This is a genomic window from Mesorhizobium sp. USDA 3734 (assembly GCF_056279665.1).
The window spans coordinates 4,352,716-4,369,447 of sequence record NZ_JBWCCW010000001.1 but is presented as its reverse complement, the minus strand read 5'-3'; the positions used below and the strand labels follow the sequence as shown (position 1 = coordinate 4,369,447).

The 16,732-nt window shown below is 62.0% G+C and carries 13 protein-coding genes; all 13 read left to right on the top strand.

Annotated features, from left to right (window positions below; genetic code table 11):
* The first annotated feature begins 43 nt into the window (after window positions 1–43).
* The 13 genes from ACZ89F_RS21340 to ACZ89F_RS21280 all read left to right on the top strand — a co-directional run bounded on the left by ACZ89F_RS21340 (window position 44) and on the right by ACZ89F_RS21280 (window position 16,714).
* Window positions 44–1,444: a phospholipase D family protein gene (locus ACZ89F_RS21340; protein ID WP_476093960.1), complete on the top strand. Its 1,401-nt coding sequence runs from the start codon at window positions 44–46 to the stop codon at window positions 1,442–1,444.
* A 508-nt stretch (window positions 1,445–1,952) separates the two neighbouring features.
* Window positions 1,953–3,488, top strand: coding sequence for an FGGY-family carbohydrate kinase (locus ACZ89F_RS21335; RefSeq protein ID WP_476093959.1), 1,536 nt, complete (start codon window positions 1,953–1,955; stop codon window positions 3,486–3,488).
* Window positions 3,485–4,261, top strand: a complete 777-nt coding sequence (locus ACZ89F_RS21330) for a DeoR/GlpR family DNA-binding transcription regulator (protein WP_378978225.1) — start codon at window positions 3,485–3,487, stop codon at window positions 4,259–4,261. Before ACZ89F_RS21335 ends, ACZ89F_RS21330 begins: the two co-directional genes overlap by 4 nt.
* 50 nt (window positions 4,262–4,311) lie before the next feature.
* Window positions 4,312–5,970 (top strand): glycerol-3-phosphate dehydrogenase/oxidase, encoded by a 1,659-nt coding sequence (locus tag ACZ89F_RS21325; RefSeq protein WP_476097327.1) that lies wholly within the window; start codon window positions 4,312–4,314, stop codon window positions 5,968–5,970.
* A 423-nt stretch (window positions 5,971–6,393) separates the two neighbouring features.
* Window positions 6,394–7,404: a sugar-binding transcriptional regulator gene (locus tag ACZ89F_RS21320; RefSeq protein ID WP_476093958.1), complete on the top strand. Its 1,011-nt coding sequence runs from the start codon at window positions 6,394–6,396 to the stop codon at window positions 7,402–7,404.
* 33 nt (window positions 7,405–7,437) lie between these two features.
* Entirely contained in the window at window positions 7,438–8,094 is a 657-nt protein-coding gene (locus ACZ89F_RS21315; protein WP_476093957.1) for a DUF2291 family protein, read from the top strand.
* Window positions 8,091–9,632 carry a sugar ABC transporter ATP-binding protein gene (locus ACZ89F_RS21310; RefSeq protein ID WP_476093956.1) on the top strand — a complete coding sequence of 514 codons (1,542 nt, stop codon included), beginning with the start codon at window positions 8,091–8,093 and terminating at the stop codon, window positions 9,630–9,632. The genes ACZ89F_RS21315 and ACZ89F_RS21310 overlap by 4 nt, the downstream gene beginning before the upstream one ends.
* 26 nt (window positions 9,633–9,658) lie before the next feature.
* Window positions 9,659–10,789, top strand: a complete 1,131-nt coding sequence (locus tag ACZ89F_RS21305; RefSeq protein WP_476093955.1) for an ABC transporter permease — start codon at window positions 9,659–9,661, stop codon at window positions 10,787–10,789.
* 37 nt (window positions 10,790–10,826) lie between these two features.
* The gene (locus ACZ89F_RS21300) at window positions 10,827–11,768 is read left to right on the top strand and encodes a D-ribose ABC transporter substrate-binding protein (protein ID WP_013533072.1); all 942 of its coding nucleotides are present in this window, start codon (window positions 10,827–10,829) and stop codon (window positions 11,766–11,768) included.
* Window positions 11,769–11,870: 102 nt separating this feature from the next.
* Window positions 11,871–13,430, top strand: a complete 1,560-nt coding sequence (locus tag ACZ89F_RS21295; RefSeq protein ID WP_476093954.1) for an FGGY family carbohydrate kinase — start codon at window positions 11,871–11,873, stop codon at window positions 13,428–13,430.
* Window positions 13,427–14,944, top strand: a complete 1,518-nt coding sequence (locus ACZ89F_RS21290; RefSeq protein ID WP_476093953.1) for a glycerol-3-phosphate dehydrogenase — start codon at window positions 13,427–13,429, stop codon at window positions 14,942–14,944. Before ACZ89F_RS21295 ends, ACZ89F_RS21290 begins: the two co-directional genes overlap by 4 nt.
* Complete coding sequence (locus ACZ89F_RS21285) at window positions 14,944–15,882, top strand: sugar phosphate isomerase/epimerase family protein (RefSeq protein ID WP_476093952.1); 939 nt, start codon at window positions 14,944–14,946, stop codon at window positions 15,880–15,882. Before ACZ89F_RS21290 ends, ACZ89F_RS21285 begins: the two co-directional genes overlap by 1 nt.
* Before the next feature lie 64 nt (window positions 15,883–15,946).
* Window positions 15,947–16,714: a triose-phosphate isomerase gene (locus ACZ89F_RS21280; protein ID WP_476093951.1), complete on the top strand. Its 768-nt coding sequence runs from the start codon at window positions 15,947–15,949 to the stop codon at window positions 16,712–16,714.
* Window positions 16,715–16,732 lie beyond the last annotated feature (18 nt).

Genomic DNA, 16,732 nt, shown 5'->3' with positions numbered 1-16,732 from the left:
AAGCAAGGGCGGCTTTCGATCGCCGTCAACAGGTAGCCAATTTATGGATGTCTCCATCGCCCAAGCAAAGGACGACAATACCAAGTTAGGAAAGAGCGGCTTGCTGCTCATCTCGGACAACTATGATGCCTTCGCCGCGCGCGTTTTGGCGGCACGAAGCGCGGTTCGCACTCTCGACCTCATGTACTACCTCTGGCATGACGACCACACCGGGCGCCTGCTTCTGCAGGAAGTTTTCCGCGCCGCTCAGCGGGGTGTTCACGTGCGAATGCTCCTCGATGATGTCAACCCGCGGACGAGCGATTCTGCGTATCTAGCGTTGAGCAGCCACCCAAATATCGAACTGAAGCTGTTCAACCCGAGCGGCGTCAGATCACGCGGCATTGCGCGCAGTATAGAAGTTCTCCTGCGGCTTTTTGCACTGACTCGCAGAATGCACAACAAGGCGTGGATCGCGGACGACAACCTCGCCATCGTCGGCGGGCGCAACGTTGGCGATGCCTATTTTGATGCGGCAGAAACCAATTTCCGCGACCTCGACGTGCTGATGCTAGGTCCCGCCGTGCCGCAAACCGCCCAAATATTCGAGGCCTTTTGGAATTGCGAGGACGCAAAGCCAATTGCTGAGCTCGGCTCGGCCACGCAGATTACCAGCGCCAATCTATTTGGAGGAAGCGAAGCCGGTACAGAGTCAACGCTCATGAAGGGAATTGGTGATCGAGGGTCCATCGCAGAGTTCATCGCGGCCAGCAACGACGTCCATTGGGTGGAACGCGTTCGGGTGATTTCCGACCCCCCAGAGAAGGTTCGTGGCTGGAGACGTCGCAGTTGGCTGATGAAGGAATTGCTCCCCATTATTCAGTCGGCGCGCATTTGCCTGGAAATCGTCTCGCCCTATTTCATTCCCGGCAAAAGGGGGTGCGCGATCCTGTCGGACCTTGTCGGCAACGGTGTGGACGTCGCGGTTCTGACCAATTCCCTAGCAGCCACGGATGTCGCGGCGGTGCATGGAGGTTATGCGAACTATCGCAAGCGATTGCTCAGGAACGGCGTCAAACTTTTCGAGCTTCAACCCTTCAGCCGGCAACCGAAGATCTCAGTATTCGGGTCCAAGGGCGCCAGTCTGCACACCAAGGCTTTCAGCATTGACGACAAGACGGGCTTCGTCGGCTCCTTCAATTTTGATCCGCGGTCTGTATCTTTGAACTCGGAAATGGGCGTGCTTTTCGAAGATGAGAAGATGGTCGCTGAACTGCGGCACCGCTTCCAGTCAGAGATATCGCCGGAAGCGAGCTATCGGCTCGAACTGAAAAACAATGTGCTGCACTGGCATGGGTGCGACGAAGGCAGACTCCAGAACTATACCCACGAACCCGAAGCGGGAATTTTTCGCCGTATCGTGGCGACTTTGGTTCGCTGTCTTCCGATCGAGTCTCAACTCTAGAGGGCCCTATACCTCCTCAGCCACTTTCACAGGCGCAACTGACTTTTGACGGGAAGCAGGGGGCATCTGCGAAGCCGCCCTCGGCTCTCGGGCCCGCTTCCGACACCGTCCGAAGGCTGCCTGACTTTTGCTTCCCGGCATCAAGCTGATTGGTCTACCCTGACGATGGCCAAGCGCCAAAACATCGCGGCGCCTTTCGGTTCTATGGTGCTCGCAGACCGAATGAACGATCTGAATGGGATATTTTAATCGAAAAAAAAATCAATAAAATCAGTTATTTTGATAGAAAGCCGTTTCCTAGTGATAGCCAAATTTTATCGATGCCAACAGAGTTGTCGCATATCTTGACGTTAAATTAACATGAAGATATGGTTCGTTTGATCCGCAAGGTACCCACTGCTTTTGTATCACCACTGCTCGTCGATCGTCGCTATGTCTGTCGCCCCTGTCCCAGCCTGCAGGATTGCCTTGCAGTGCGCATCGCCAGTCGCTGAAAGAGGCGGTGACCATGCCCAGTCTGCTCGGAATCGATAACGGTCTCACGGTCACCAAGGCGGTGATCTTCGATGCCGATGGCACGCAGTTGTCCGTGGCGCGTCGGCGGGTCCCGCAATCGATGCCCCATGCGCGCTGGGTGGAGCGCGACATGGCCGGTCTCTGGCAAGCGACCGCCGACGCAATCAAGGAAGCGATCGCGCTGTGTGGCCGCCCGGCGGACGACATCAGGGCGGTGGCGGCGACCGCGCATGGCGACGGTCTCTATTTGCTCGACAAGGATCGTCGGCCGCTAGGCCCCGGGATCCTGTCGCTCGACAGCCGCGCTGGCGAGATTGTCGAACGATGGTCGGCGGACCGGGTCTTCGAAGACGCGTTGGCGCGCACCGGCCAGGCGCCGCATGTCTCGGCGCCGTCGGCGCTGCTGGCCTGGATCAGGAAGAACCAACCCGACCGCTATGGGCGCATCGGGCATATACTGGCCTGCAAGGACTGGCTGCGCTTTTGCCTGTCGGGCACGATCGGCACCGACCGTACCGAGGCCAGCACCTCATTCACGGATTTCCGCACGCAGGCCTTCGCGCCGGAAGCGATGCGCATCTTCGGACTGGACGATCTGTTCGACGCGCTGCCGCCGATGGCGCACTCCGCCGAGATCGTCGGCCACGTCACCGCCGAGGCCGCCGAAATGACCGGCCTGGCCAAGGGAACGCCGGTCGCGTGCGGACTGCATGACGTGACCGCCTCCGCGCTTGGCATGGGCGGCCATGAGGAGGGCGTGCTCGCCATCGTCGCCGGGACCTATTCCATCAACGAAGTCGTTTCGTCAGAGCCGCGCGTCGATCCGCGCTGGTTCTGCCGCAACGCCATCGACGCAGGCCTCTGGAACAACATGGCGATCTCGCCGGCCTCGACCGCGAATTATGACTGGTTTCTCGACACGTTCTGCCGCTCGGAGCAGGAAAAGACATCGGTCGATGGCGGCTCGATCCACGAGTTTCTGGCAACAGAGATCGACGCAGCGCTGAAGAAGCCCTCGACCATCCTGTTTCATCCCTATCTGTTCGGCTCCCCTTTTGGCGATGTCGCCAGCGGCAGCTTTGTCGGCCTGCACGGCTGGCATACCCGCGGCGATATGCTGAAGGCGGTTCTGGAGGGCATAGCCTTCAATCACCGCACCCATGTTGAAGCCTTGCGCGAGGGCTTTGCTATCAGCGAGATCCGCCTGACCGGCGGCGGCTCGCGCAATCCGGCCTTCGTCCAGATGTTTGCCGACGTGCTGAATGCCCCGGTCACCGTCACCTCGACCGACGAGGCCGCGGCCTTTGGTGCTGCCCTTTGCGCGGGTGCCGCGGTCGGCATCTTCGCGACGCCGCAACAGGGCGCCAGGCAGGCCGGCATGACGGCACGCCAATACGAGCCTGTGCCGGCCTCAAGTGCCGTGTTCAACGAGCGCTTTTCCCTCTATGGCCGCATAGCCGGTGCGCTCGAACCGCATTGGCCTGAGATCGAGAAGCTGGCGCGGCAAGACACTGGAGGAGGCGCATGATCAAGGCCGACGAACGACGCGAAGAGATCGCCGACTATGTGATCAAGCTCGGCCAGGTGCGCATCGACGATCTGGTCGAGCATTTCGGCGTATCGCGCATGACCATCCACCGGCACATCGACCGGCTGGCGCAGCAGGGCGTGCTGCGCAAGCTGCACGGTGCGGTGACGGTTCAGCCTTCCGGCCTCTATGAAAGCGCTTTCCGCTACCGGGTGACGGTCAATCGGGCCGAGAAGGATGCGCTGGCGCGGGCAGCACTCGATTATGTCGAAGCCGGCCAGGTGGTGATGCTGGACGATTCCTCGACGGCCAATGCCGTCGCTACGCTGCTGCTCGACGTCAAGCCGCTGACCGTCATCACCAACTCCGTGGCGACGGCGTCCCTGCTGACCAATGTCGACGAACTCGACTTCATCTGTCTCGGCGGCCAGTACCACAACACCTACAACGCCTATATCGGTATCGTCTGCGAGAACGCCGTGGCGCAGCTGCGCGCCAATGTGCTGATCTGTTCGGCTTCGGCCATCACCGGAACCACGGCCTTCATCCAGGATCCCAATGTCGTGCGGGTCAAGCAGGCCATGATGGCCGCATCGGTCAAGCGCATCCTTCTGATCGACCATGCCAAGTTCGACAGGATCGCGCTGCATGTCTTCGACGATCTGACCAGCTTCGACGTCGTGCTGGCGACCGAAGGCCTGGGCGATGCGCGGGCGCAAGCCCTCGAACGGGCCGGCGTGAAGCTGCGCATCGTCAAGACGAAAGCGCCATGAGCCTGGCTGAAGGAACATTTGCGGAAAACCCCGCCGGGCGTTTGGCCGCCATGGCCGGGACCGGCGGGGTCGACGTCGCCATCCTTGGCGCCGGCATCAACGGAGCGGGGCTGTTTCGCGATCTGTGCGCGCAAGGCGTCAGCTGCCTGATCGTCGACAAGGCGGATTTCGGCTCCGGCACCAGTGCCGCACCGTCGCGGCTCATTCACGGCGGCCTGAAATATCTCGAAACCGGCGAGTTCGGGCTGGTCGCGCAGTCGACGCTTGAACGCAATCTGCTTTTGAAGAACGCGCCGCACTATGTCAGCCCGCTGCCGACCGTCATCCCGATCTTCTCCTGGAGCAAGGGCATGCTGGCGGCGCTGCGGACGCTGTTCGGCTCGACCAGCGCGCCGCGCAGCCGCGGCGCCATCCTTATCAAGATCGGCCTGATGATCTATGATTTCTATGGCTCGCGAAACCAGGTCATGCCGCGCCACCGCATGGTCGGGCGGCGCCAGGCGCTCAGTGAGATGCCGGCGCTCAATCCCTCGATCGTCGCCACCGGCACCTATTACGACGCCAAGATAAGCCACCCCGAAAGGCTGGTGCTGGAACTGATCCTCGACGGGCTGCAGGCAAATGCGGCCTCGGCCAGCGCGAACTACACGGCGCTGGTGAAGTCCGCCAATGGCGTGCTGACCTTCCAGCCGGGAAACGGCGCGGCCTTTTCGGTGCGGCCGAAGCTGGTGGTCAATGCCGCCGGTCCGTGGATCGACGATGTCAACGATTTGCTAGGCGGGCCGTCGAAGATGATCGGCGGCACCAAGGGCTCGCACATCCTGTTGAAACACGACGAACTGGTCAAAAGCCTTGCCGGGCGCATGCTTTATTTCGAGGCCGATGACGGCCGTATCTGCCTTGTCTACGACTATCTCGGCCTGGCGCTGGTCGGCTCCACCGACATCAAGGCCGACAATCCCGACGCGGTGCGCTGCGAGCCTGACGAAGTCGAATATTTGCTGGACAGCGTACGGACGCTGTTGCCGGGAATGGCGTTCGAGCGCAACCAGATCGTCTATGCCTATAGCGGCATCAGGCCGCTGCCGGCTTCGGATGCATCGCTGCCCGGGCTGATCAGCCGCGATCACTCAGCCCCGATAGCCGAGCCGGACCGGAACAGGCCTTTCGCGGTCATCTCGCTGGTTGGTGGCAAATGGACGACGTTTCGCGGCTTTGCCGAGGAAGTCGCCGACACCGTGCTCGGCCGCCTGCAGCGCAGCCGCAAGGTGACGACGCAAATGATGCCGATCGGCGGCGGCAGGGATTTCCCCGCCGATGCGGCAGCGCGAGCAGCCTGGCTGGCGCTGGCTCACTCGGAGACGGGCGCTGAGGAACGGCGTCTCGACGAGCTGCTATCGCGATATGGCACCAGAGCCACGCAGATCGCCAGGCATGGGTCGGGCGATGAGGGTCGGCTGCCGGATTCAGAAAGCTACAGCTGGTCGGAAATTGACTATATCGTCCGCAACGAGTTCGTCGAACATCTGGCTGACATCGTCATGCGCCGCAGCACCCTGGCGATATCAGGCTCCCTGACAGGCCGGGACCTGCAGGAGATTGCGGCCATTGCCGGACGGGCGCTGGGCTGGAGCGCTGGGCGTCTTGCAGAGGAAGTCGAGGCCGCAATTGTGGAGCTCGAGAGCCGGAACCTGATGCGGTTGGACTGATCAGTCCGTCGCCGATGCTCTTCCCAAGGCAATTCGATCGGTTTGCTCATGGATGCACGCATCCACAAGTCACCCAACTCACAGGCAGATTGGGATTTTTCTTACGATCAATATTATCTATCAAAAACAAATACTTGATGAAAAATAGGATGGCGATGATCAGCGCAATTCCGCTGGCGTCACCATGAAATAACACAGATTGACGTTAAATTAACATCACAGTATGATCGAATAACATGCTTACCTCCTAATAGGTCGATGTTGCCTGCCGAAACGCTGGCAGACCGGCGTTTCTGGAAGAGGCGAGGCCTGTGAATTCCCCGCAGGCGCATGCGCCAAATCCAGCGAGGGATTGACAGCGATGCAGGGATGTGAAAATTTTTGCACACAAAGATAATAATATCATCTCGGGGAGGAGATGGCTTGAAATCCGGCGGAACCGCTAACCGTGACCATGAATCCAGCCTCGCCACGCGCGCGGCTTGGCTTCACTATGCCGGGGGTCTCACACAGGCCCAGGTGGCCAAGCGGCTTGGCCTGACCAGCCTCAAGGCGCATCGGCTCATCACGCGGGCCACCCAGGATGGCCTGGTCAGAGTGATCATCGACGGCGACGTCGGCGAATGCATCGACCTCGAGCAGCGGCTGATCGATGCTTACGGGCTCGATTATTGCGAGGTCGTTCCTGATCTCGATCAGGACGAATTGCCGTTGAAGGCGCTTGGCATCGCCGGCGCGCAGTTTCTGAAGCGCGAGATCGATCGCGGCGAGGATATGCTGATCGGCGTCGGCCACGGCCGCACCCTAGCGGCAAGCGTCGAATATCTGACGCGCACTGCCGCCGCCCATATCCGTTTCGTCTCGCTGCTTGGTGGTGTGACACGTAAATTTGCGGCCAACCCGCACGACGTCATGCATCGTCTGGCCGAGCGGACCGGCGCGCAGGCCTATGTGATGCCGGTGCCTTTCGTCGCCAACACCGCCGAGGATCGTGAGGTGCTGCTGGGACAGCGCGGCATCAGCGATGTCTTCGACCTGGCGAGCCGGTCCGACCTGATGTTCGTCGGCATAGGGACCGCCGAGCGGGAAGCTTCGCTGGTCGCTACCGGTATGATCGAACATTCCGAAATCGATGAGGTCAAACGCGATGGCGGTGTCGGCGAGCTGCTCGCCCACTTCTTCGACGACAAGGGGCGCCCGGTGGAAACGGCGCTGTCGGAAAGAATCTTGGCGCTTCCGCGGGACCAGTTGAAGGGCCGCCGAATCGTCGCTGTCGCCGGCGGCAAGATCAAAGTGCGTGCCATCAAGGCAGTGCTCGAAAGCCGTTATCTGAGCGGCCTGATCACTGACGAGTCCACCGCCCGTGCCCTTGTCGAACAGAACCAATCCAATGGTGCGAAGCGCCATGTGAACGGAGGATCGTCAAATGCGTGACAAGCGCAGATCAGCTTTGCTGGCGGTTGCGTCATGAGCGCGAAGGCCGCCACCGCATCGACCAGGCCGGCTTCGCCCGGCCTGCGTCGGGCACTTGCCTGCGCCGCGGTCGTCATCCTGCTCGGCGCCATGGCGCTCGACACCAAGGTGGTCAGGATCGGCTCCGCCGGCGATGTCCGCAGTGCCGTTTTTTCCGCCGCCGACTACGGCAAGGCGGAATTTCCCAAGGTGCAGGCCGATGTCGAGGCACGCGCCGCCGACGCGGTGACGGTGGCGACGGCGATCGCCAAGGACAGGGCAACGGCAGAAAAGGAATACGGCGTGCCTGCGGGCGTTGGACCGGTCATCTCGGTCAAGTTCAGCGGCGTCGTCGGCGAAGGAAAATCGGGCATCTACAAGGTCGCAGTCGACGGCGTGCCGGATACGTTGATGATCCGCGTGCAGACCGGGCCGGCGATCAACGGAACCGAGCTGCGCGACGCCACCGGCAAGATCACATTTGGCCAGTTCACCAACCAGATCGAATACCAGGACGCCGGTTCCGCGCTGAACAACGAGATGAAGAAGGAAGTCCTGGCCAAGATCGATACGAGCGCCTTGACCGGCAAGACCATATCGGTGGTCGGCGCGTTCAAGCTGGTCAACCCGAAGAGCTGGCTCGTCACTCCCGTGAGGCTGGAGGTCAAATGAACCTGGCTGCTGACACCGGACCTGTGACCGGCGACGCCGTGCTTTCGGCGCGCAACATCGTCATGTCGTATGGCGGCGTTCATGCGCTCAAGGGCGTCAATTTTGACATCCATCGCGGCAAGGTCACCACGCTGTTCGGAGAGAATGGCGCCGGCAAGTCGACGCTGATGAAGATCCTGTCCGGTGTGGTCACGCCGACATCCGGCGACATCGTGCTCGACGGCAACCTCGTCAGTTTTTCCTCATCCTCGGATGCGCGCGATCGCGGCATCTCGATCATCCACCAGGAACTCAGCCTGGCGCCGAATCTCAGTGTTCGCGACAACATCTTCATGGGCCGCGAACTGCGCACCAGGACCGGCCTCGACTTCGCCGAGGAGTCGCGCCAGGCGCGCGCGCTGATGGCCGATCTCGAAGAGGACATCGACCCGATGACCCTGGTCGAGGATCTGCGCCTGGGGCAACAGCAGATCGTCGAGATCGCGCGGGCGCTGTCGGTCGATTCCCGTATCCTGATCATGGACGAACCAACCTCGGCGCTCAGCGCGACAGAGGTGGAGGTGCTGTTCAAGGTGATCCGCGATCTGACCAGCCGCGGCGTCTCCATCGTCTACATTTCACATCACCTCGAAGAAGCCCTGCAGATCACCGACTACGCCGTTGTCCTGCGCGACGGCGCGATAACGGCAACGGCCGAAGCCAGGGACATCGATCTCGAGTGGATCGTCCGCAACATGGTCGGCGAGAATTTCGATCTCGGCTCGCCGCCGACCGGCCATGCATTCGGCGAGGTCGCCCTGTCGATCGAGGATGTCAGCGTCGTCGACACTTCGGGCTCAGGTTATGCCGTCGTCGATCACCTGTCGCTGGACGTGCGGGCAGGCGAGATCGTCTGCATCTACGGGCTGATGGGCGCCGGGCGCACGGAGTTGCTGGAAGCCGTCGCCGGACGGGTGCCGATGGCGGGCGGCCGCGCCCTTCTGGAAGGCGAGGACGTCTCGGGACTGAGCATTGCCCAGCGCATCGCCAGAGGGCTTGTGCTCGTACCCGAGGACCGCCAGCGCGACGGGCTGGTGCAGACCATGACCGTCGGCCGCAATCTTTCGCTTGCCAGCATCGAGGCGTTCGCCAAGGGACTGTTTCTGTCCCGCTCCAGGGAGCGTGGGCTGGTCGAGGATTCGATCCGCAAGGTGACCATCAAGACCGCCGGCGGCAACGCCATGATCGGATCGTTGTCGGGCGGCAATCAGCAGAAGGTGGTCATCGGCAAGATGCTGACGACCAACCCAAAAGTTATCCTCCTCGACGAGCCGAGCCGCGGCATCGATGTCGGTGCCAAGGCCGAGGTCTTCCGCTTGCTGAGCGAACGCGCCGCGCAGGGGCTGGCGGTCGTCTTCTCGACCTCTGAGGTCAACGAATGCCTCAGCATTGCCCACCGCATCGTCGTCATGCGGCGCGGCAGGATTTCAGCCGAATTCGGCGCCAACGCCACCAAAGAGCAGATCATGGCCGCCTCCGGCGAAGCCGTGGTCGCCTGATCACCAGGAATTTCGGAGCCCAGACCATGACCGACGTCAGCCAGGCCAGAAAACAGTCCAGTCCAAGCGCGAGCGAAGGCTTCGATCTCGCCAAGCTGCTGCTCGAGGGCCGGGCTTTCTTTGCCCTGATCGTCATCATCATCGTCTTTTCGATCCTGTCTCCCTACTACCTCTCGGTGGCGAATTTCCTGACCATGGCCTCGCATGTCGCCATCTTCGGAATTCTCGCGGTCGGCATGCTTCTCGTCATCCTCAATGGCGGCATCGATCTGTCGGTGGGGTCGACGCTGGGCTTGGCCGGCGTTGTTGCCGGCTTCCTTATGCAAGGCGTGACGCTGACCTGGCTGGGCGTCGTTCTCTATCCGCCGGTCTGGGTGGTCGCGGTGATTGCCTGCATGCTGGGCGCCGGCGTCGGGCTGATCAACGGCGTGCTCATCGCGCGCTTCAAGGTTCCAGCCTTCGTGGCGACGCTCGGCGTCATGTACATGGCGCGCGGCCTGGCGCTGCTGATGACCAGCGGCCTGACTTACAACAATCTCGGCGGCAAGCCGGAGTTGGGAAACACCGGCTTCGATGCGCTTGGCTTCAACCGGCTGTTCGGCGTGCCGACCGGCGTGGTGGTTCTCGCGGTCATCGCGTTTATCGGCAGCATCGTCCTGAACCGCACCGCCTTTGGGCGCTGGCTCTACGCCTCGGGCGGCAATGAGCGCGCGGCCGAACTCTCCGGTGTTCCGGTCAAGACGGTGCAGGTTTCCGTCTATGTGCTGTCGGGCATCTGCGCCGCCATTGCCGGCCTGATCCTGTCCTCGCAGCTGACCTCGGCCGGACCGACCGCCGGCACCACTTACGAACTGACGGCCATCGCGGCCGTCGTTATCGGCGGCGCGGCGCTGACCGGCGGGCGCGGCAACATCCGCGGAACCCTGCTCGGTGCCTTCGTCATCGGCTTCCTGTCCGATGGTCTGGTGATCATCGGTATCTCATCCTACTGGCAAACAGTGTTCACCGGCGCGGTCATCGTGCTCGCCGTGCTGCTCAATGCCGTTCAGTATCGCCGCCGCAGCAAGCTCCCAAGCGCGACAGGTGGCCAACCGACTTCTCAGAAACGGGGGAAGGCCGAAACGGCCAATCCTGCCCAAGGGAAGACTGCCAGGTGACTGGCAGCAACACCGCGTAATCATTGGAGGAATGTACATGAAAACCATGCTGAAAAGTCTGCTTGCCGCCGCGATGGTCGTCGGGTTCACGGCCGCCGCGTCGGCCGCGGGCCTGATCTCGATCATCGTCAACGATCCGGCCAACCCGTATTGGCTGACGGAAGGCAATGTTGCCAAGGCTGAGGCCGAAAAACTCGGCTACACGGCCAATGTCGGCGCCCACAAGGGCGACACCAACACGGAAAGCAACCTGATCGACACCGCCATCACCAACAAGTCGGTGGCGATCATCCTCGACCCGGCCAACGCCGACGGCTCTGTCGGCGCGGTGAAGAAGGCGATTGCCGCCAACATCCCGGTTTTCCTCGTCAATGCCGAGATCAACCAGGAAGGCCTCGCCAAGGGGCAGCTCGTCTCCAACAACGCGCAGGGTGCCGCTCTCGGTGCCCAGCAGTGGGTGCAGGCAGTCGGTGAAAAGGGCAAGTATGTCGAACTGCTCGGTGCCCCGTCGGACAACAACGCCGCCACGCGCTCGAACGGTTACGCGACTGTGCTGAGCCAGTATCCGGATCTCGAAAAGGCTGCTTCGCAGGTCGCCAACTGGGATCGTACCCAGGGCCACGACAAGATGCAGAGCATGCTGCAGGCCAATCCAGACATCATCGCCGTGATCAGCGGTAATGACGAAATGGCTCTCGGCGCGGTTGCGGCGCTGAAGGAAGCCGGCAAGCTTGCCGGTATCAAGGTCGGCGGCTTCGACGGCTCCCCGGATGCGGTTGCGGCGATCAAGTCGGGTGAACTGCAGTACACCGTGCTGCAGCCGGTCGCCATCTTCTCGGCCAAGGCCGTGCAGCAGGCAGACTCGTTCATCAAGACGGGCGCCACCGGTGCGGCGACCGAGAAGCAGCTGTTCGATTGCCTTCTCATCACCAAGGACAATGTCGACAAGTACACCGCACCCTTCGTGCTGTCTGAATGAAACCTGCACAGGGGGTGTCCTTGCGGACACTCCCTGCCTCTTCTACGAGATGACAAAGACTGCCTTCGTGACCTGTCTTCTTAACCAACCGGAATTTGCGGCATGAAAGACCTGCTGATCGGCATCGACGCGGGAACGTCGGTGATCAAATCGGTCGCTTTCGATCTGTCCGGGCGGCAGCTCGCCATGACATCCGTGCCCAACAGCTTCGCCACGCTGGAAGGCGGCGGCGCCGAGCAGGACCTCGACCAGACATGGCGCGATATGGCGCGGACCGTTCGCGATCTCGCGGCCAAAATCCCCGACCTCGCGCAACGAACCGCGGCGGTTGCCATCACCGGGCAGGGCGACGGAACCTGGCTGATCGATGGCGACGGCCTGCCTGTCTCGCGCGCCTGGCTGTGGCTCGACGCCCGCGCCGGACATCTGGTCGACGAGATGCGCGCCGATCCCCGGGATCGCAGGCGGTTCGAGCTGACCGGCACGGGGCTGAATTCCTGCCAGCAGGGCGCCCAGCTTGCCTTCATGAAAAGGAACAATCCGGACTTGCTGGAGCGGGCGGCGACCGCGCTGCATTGCAAGGATTGGCTCTACTTCAAGATGACGGCCGAACGCGCAACGGATCCCTCCGAGGGAACCTTCACCTTCGGCGATTTTCGGTCGCGCACCTATTCCGACGAAGCCCTCGACATCCTGGATCTGACGACGCATCGCCGCCTTTTGCCGCCCATGCTCGAAGGCACCACCGACCATCATCCGCTGTCGCGATCGGCGGCGGCAGAGACAGGGCTGCTCGAAGGCACGCCGGTTGTGCTGGGCTACGTGGATATGGTCATGACGGCTCTCGGAGCCGGCCTCTATGATCCCTCAGGCAATGTCGGCTGCACGGTCATCGGCTCGACCGGCATACACACGCGCTTTGCCGCCACTCCCGACGATGTCGTGCTGAACGGCGATGGCTCCGGCTACACGATCGCCATGCCTATTCCCAGTGGCTTTGCACAATTGCAGTCCAATATGGCGGCAACGCTCAACATAGACTGGCTGCTGGGCCTTGCGCGCGACGTGCTCGCAACGGCTGGCGGCAAACCTTCTCATGACGAGTTGCTGAAAGCACTCGATGTCTGGGTGGAAGCATCGGAGCCAGGATCGCTGATTTACCAGCCTTACATATCGCTGGCCGGCGAAAGAGGGCCATTCGTCGACCCTGATGCACGCGCTGGCTTCATCGGCCTTTCGGTCAAGCACGGCTTTGGCGATCTGGCACGCGCCGTCCTCGAAGGGTTGGCCTTCGCGGCGCGTGATTGCTACCAGGCGATGGGCGCCGTGCCGAGCGAAATCCGCCTGTCGGGCGGCGCCGCGCGCAGCCCGTCTCTGCGCCGCATCATTGCAGCGGCGACCCGGGCGCAGGTGCGCACCAGCAGCCGCCAGGAAGCCGGCGCGGCGGGCGCCGCGATGATGGCCGCGGTCGGGCTCGGCGTCTATGGCTCCATGCAAGACTGCGCCGCCGAGTGGGTGACACCGCTTCTCGGCGACTGCGATGCCTATGACGAGGCGCTGTCGCAAACCTACGATGCGCTCTTCCCCTCCTTCGTTGCGGCGCGTCAGGCGCTTCGGCCGGTGTGGAAGGGCATGGCGCACCGCACAGGAGCAAGATCTTGAGCAAAACAACAGATGTCGTCGATCTCTTCGTGATCGGCGGCGGCGTCAATGGGGCCGGCATAGCGCGTGATGCGGCAGGTCGCGGGCTGTCCGTCATCCTGTGCGAAAAGGACGATCTCGCTCAAGGCACCAGCTCGCGTTCCGGCAAGCTGGTGCATGGCGGCCTGCGCTACCTCGAATATTATGAATTCCGGCTGGTTCGCGAAGCGCTGATCGAACGCGAGGTGCTGCTCGAGGCGGCGCCGCACATCATCTGGCCGATGCGCTTCGTTCTTCCGCACAGCCCGCAGGACAGGCCGGCATGGCTGGTCCGGCTTGGGCTGTTTCTCTACGACCACCTTGGTGGCCGCAAGCGGCTGCCGGGGACCAGAACGCTGAACCTCGGGACTGCGCCCGAAGGCGCGCCGATCAAGGACGAATTCAAGCGCGGCTTCGAATATTCCGACTGCTGGGTCGATGATGCGCGCCTGGTGCTGCTCAACGCCCTGGACGCCAGGCAGCGCGGCGCCAGAGTGCTCACGCGCACCGCCTGTATCGCGGCCCGGCGCGAAGACGGATTGTGGTCGATCGACATGCAGGACGGCCGCACGGGCGCTGTCACGAAAGTCCGCGCGCGGGCGCTGGTCAACGCGGCCGGGCCGTGGGTCAACGACATTGTCAGCCGCGTTGCCGGGCAGAATTCCACCCGCAATGTTCGTCTGGTGAAAGGCAGCCATATCGTCGTGCCCAAATTCTGGGAGGGGCGGCAGGCCTATCTCATCCAGAACAACGACAAGCGGGTGATCTTCGTCAACCCCTACGAGAACGATCTGGCGCTGATCGGCACGACCGACATTCCCTACGAAGGCAGGCCCGAGGAAGTAGCGGCTGAGGCTAGCGAAGTCGACTACCTGATCAAGGTGGTCAATCGCTATTTCAAGCGACAGCTGACGCCACAGGACGTGGTCTACAGTTTCTCCGGCGTGCGTCCGCTCTATGACGACAATGCCGACAATCCGAGCGCGGTGACGCGCGACTATATTTTCGAACTCGACGCCTCCAATGGCAACGCGCCGCTGCTTTCGGTGTTCGGTGGCAAGATCACCACCTTCCGCAAGCTGTCGGAACATGCACTGGAAAGGATCCAGCCGTTCTTTCCGACGATGAAGAAAGCCTGGACGGCCAAAATTCCCTTGCCGGGCGGCGACCTTCCCAATGCGGACTTCGAGCAGTTCCTGAGCGATCTGCATTCCGAGTTTTCATGGCTCAGCCCGTCGCTGGTGAAGCACTACGCTCGAAGCTACGGCACCCGTGCCAGGCAATTGCTCGCTGGCACGCATGGCGAAGCCGATCTCGGCCGCCGCTTCGGGCCCGATCTGTATGAACGGGAGGCAAAGTTCCTGGTCGAGACCGAATGGGCCGGCACATCAGCCGATATACTGGAACGCCGCACCAAACATGGCCTGCATCTCAATGCAGCCGAGCGGCAGGCATTCGAAGACTGGTTCGGTCACATCATGGCGGCGGCAGACTGATGGCCTTCACCCTTTCCCTCAACACCAATCCACTGGTCAACCGCTTCGCCGATCCGGACGATTTGATCGACGCGATCGCCTACGGCATAGGCATCCGCGACGTGCAGCTGACGCACGAATTCGTCAATCCGGGCTGGCCGGCACCGACGATTGCCAAATTCCTTCGTCTGTTCAACAGCGCCCTGGCGCGGACCGGTGTCAGGATCACCTCCGGCATGACCGGGCCCTATGGTCGGCTCAATCATTTCGGCCACCCGGACGCGGAGGTCCGGCGCTATTATGTCGACTGGTTCAAGACCTTCGCCGACATTTCCGCCGAACTCGGCGCGTCACGCATGGGCACACAGTTCGCCATATTCACCTACAAGGACTTTGACGATCCGCAACGGCGGGCGGCGCTTCTCGACATCGCGCTCGAATGCTGGCGCGAGGTGGCCGAGCACGCCAAGGCGGCGGGCATGTCCTATCTGTTCTGGGAGCCGATGTCGGTGGGCCGCGAGTTCGGCCACACGATCGAAAGCTGCGTTGAATTGCAGGGTGCCATCGATGCGGCCAAGCTGCCTATCCCGATGAAGATGATGGTCGACATCGACCATGGCGACGTGACCTCACCCGATCCTGCCGATACCGATCCCTATGCCTGGGCGAAAGCGTTTCCATTGCAATCGCCGATCATCCACATCAAGCAGTCTTCCATGAACAAGGGCGGGCACTGGCCGTTCACGGCTGCCTACAACAAGGATGGCCGCATACTTCCGCAAAAGCTGCTGGATGCGGTTCGGCAGGGCGGCGGAACCGACAATGAGATTTGCCTTGAACTTTCCTTCAGGGAGAGGGAACCAGTCGACCATCAGGTTGTCGAGATGATCCGCGAGTCGGTGGATTTCTGGGCACCTTACGTCGACAGCGGCCGCGACAGCCTCAAGTCTCGAGCCTGAGCGAATACGTCGCCCGAAAGCCGGCGCCGATGTCGGCCACAAAGGTATCGAAGGAGAAAAAAGAATGGCCCCATACTGGGTCGGCACGAGCTGGAAGATGAACAAGACGCTGGCGGAGGCGCTGCACTTCGCCGATGCGTTGACGGCCTTCGTGCCTGACTTCGATCAGGCGATACAGCCCTTCGTCATTCCGCCGTTCACCGCGGCGCGCCAGGTCAAGGCGGCGCTGGCCAACACCCGCGTGAAAGTCGGTGCCCAGAACATGCATTGGGCCGATGCCGGCGCCTGGACGGGCGAGATTTCGCCAGTGATGTTGAAAGACTGTGGGCTGGATGTGATCGAACTCGGTCACAGCGAGCGCCGCGAGCATTTCGGCGAAACGAATGCGACTGTGGGATTGAAAACGGCGGCCGCGGTCAGGCACGGTTTCGTGCCGCTGATCTGCGTCGGCGAGACGCTGGCTGAGCGTGAATCCGGCCGCGCCGAGGCGGTGTTGACGGCACAGGTTCTCGGCGCGCTGCAAGAGCTGAGCGGCGATCAACTGAAGGCAGAAATCCTCTTTGCCTACGAGCCGGTCTGGGCGATCGGCGAGAAGGGCATTCCCGCCAGCGCCGACTATGCCGACAAGCAGCAGGCGCTGATCAAGCAGGTTGCCGCCGACCGGCTGCCGATTGCTCCGCCTGTGCTTTACGGCGGCAGCGTCAATCCCGGCAATGCGGCCGAGCTGATCGGCCAGCCGCATGTCGACGGCCTGTTCATCGGCCGCTCGGCGTGGCAAGCGGAAGGCTATATCGACATTCTGAAAAAGGCATCGGCCGCCATCGCGCGTTGACTGCTACGACACGAAAGA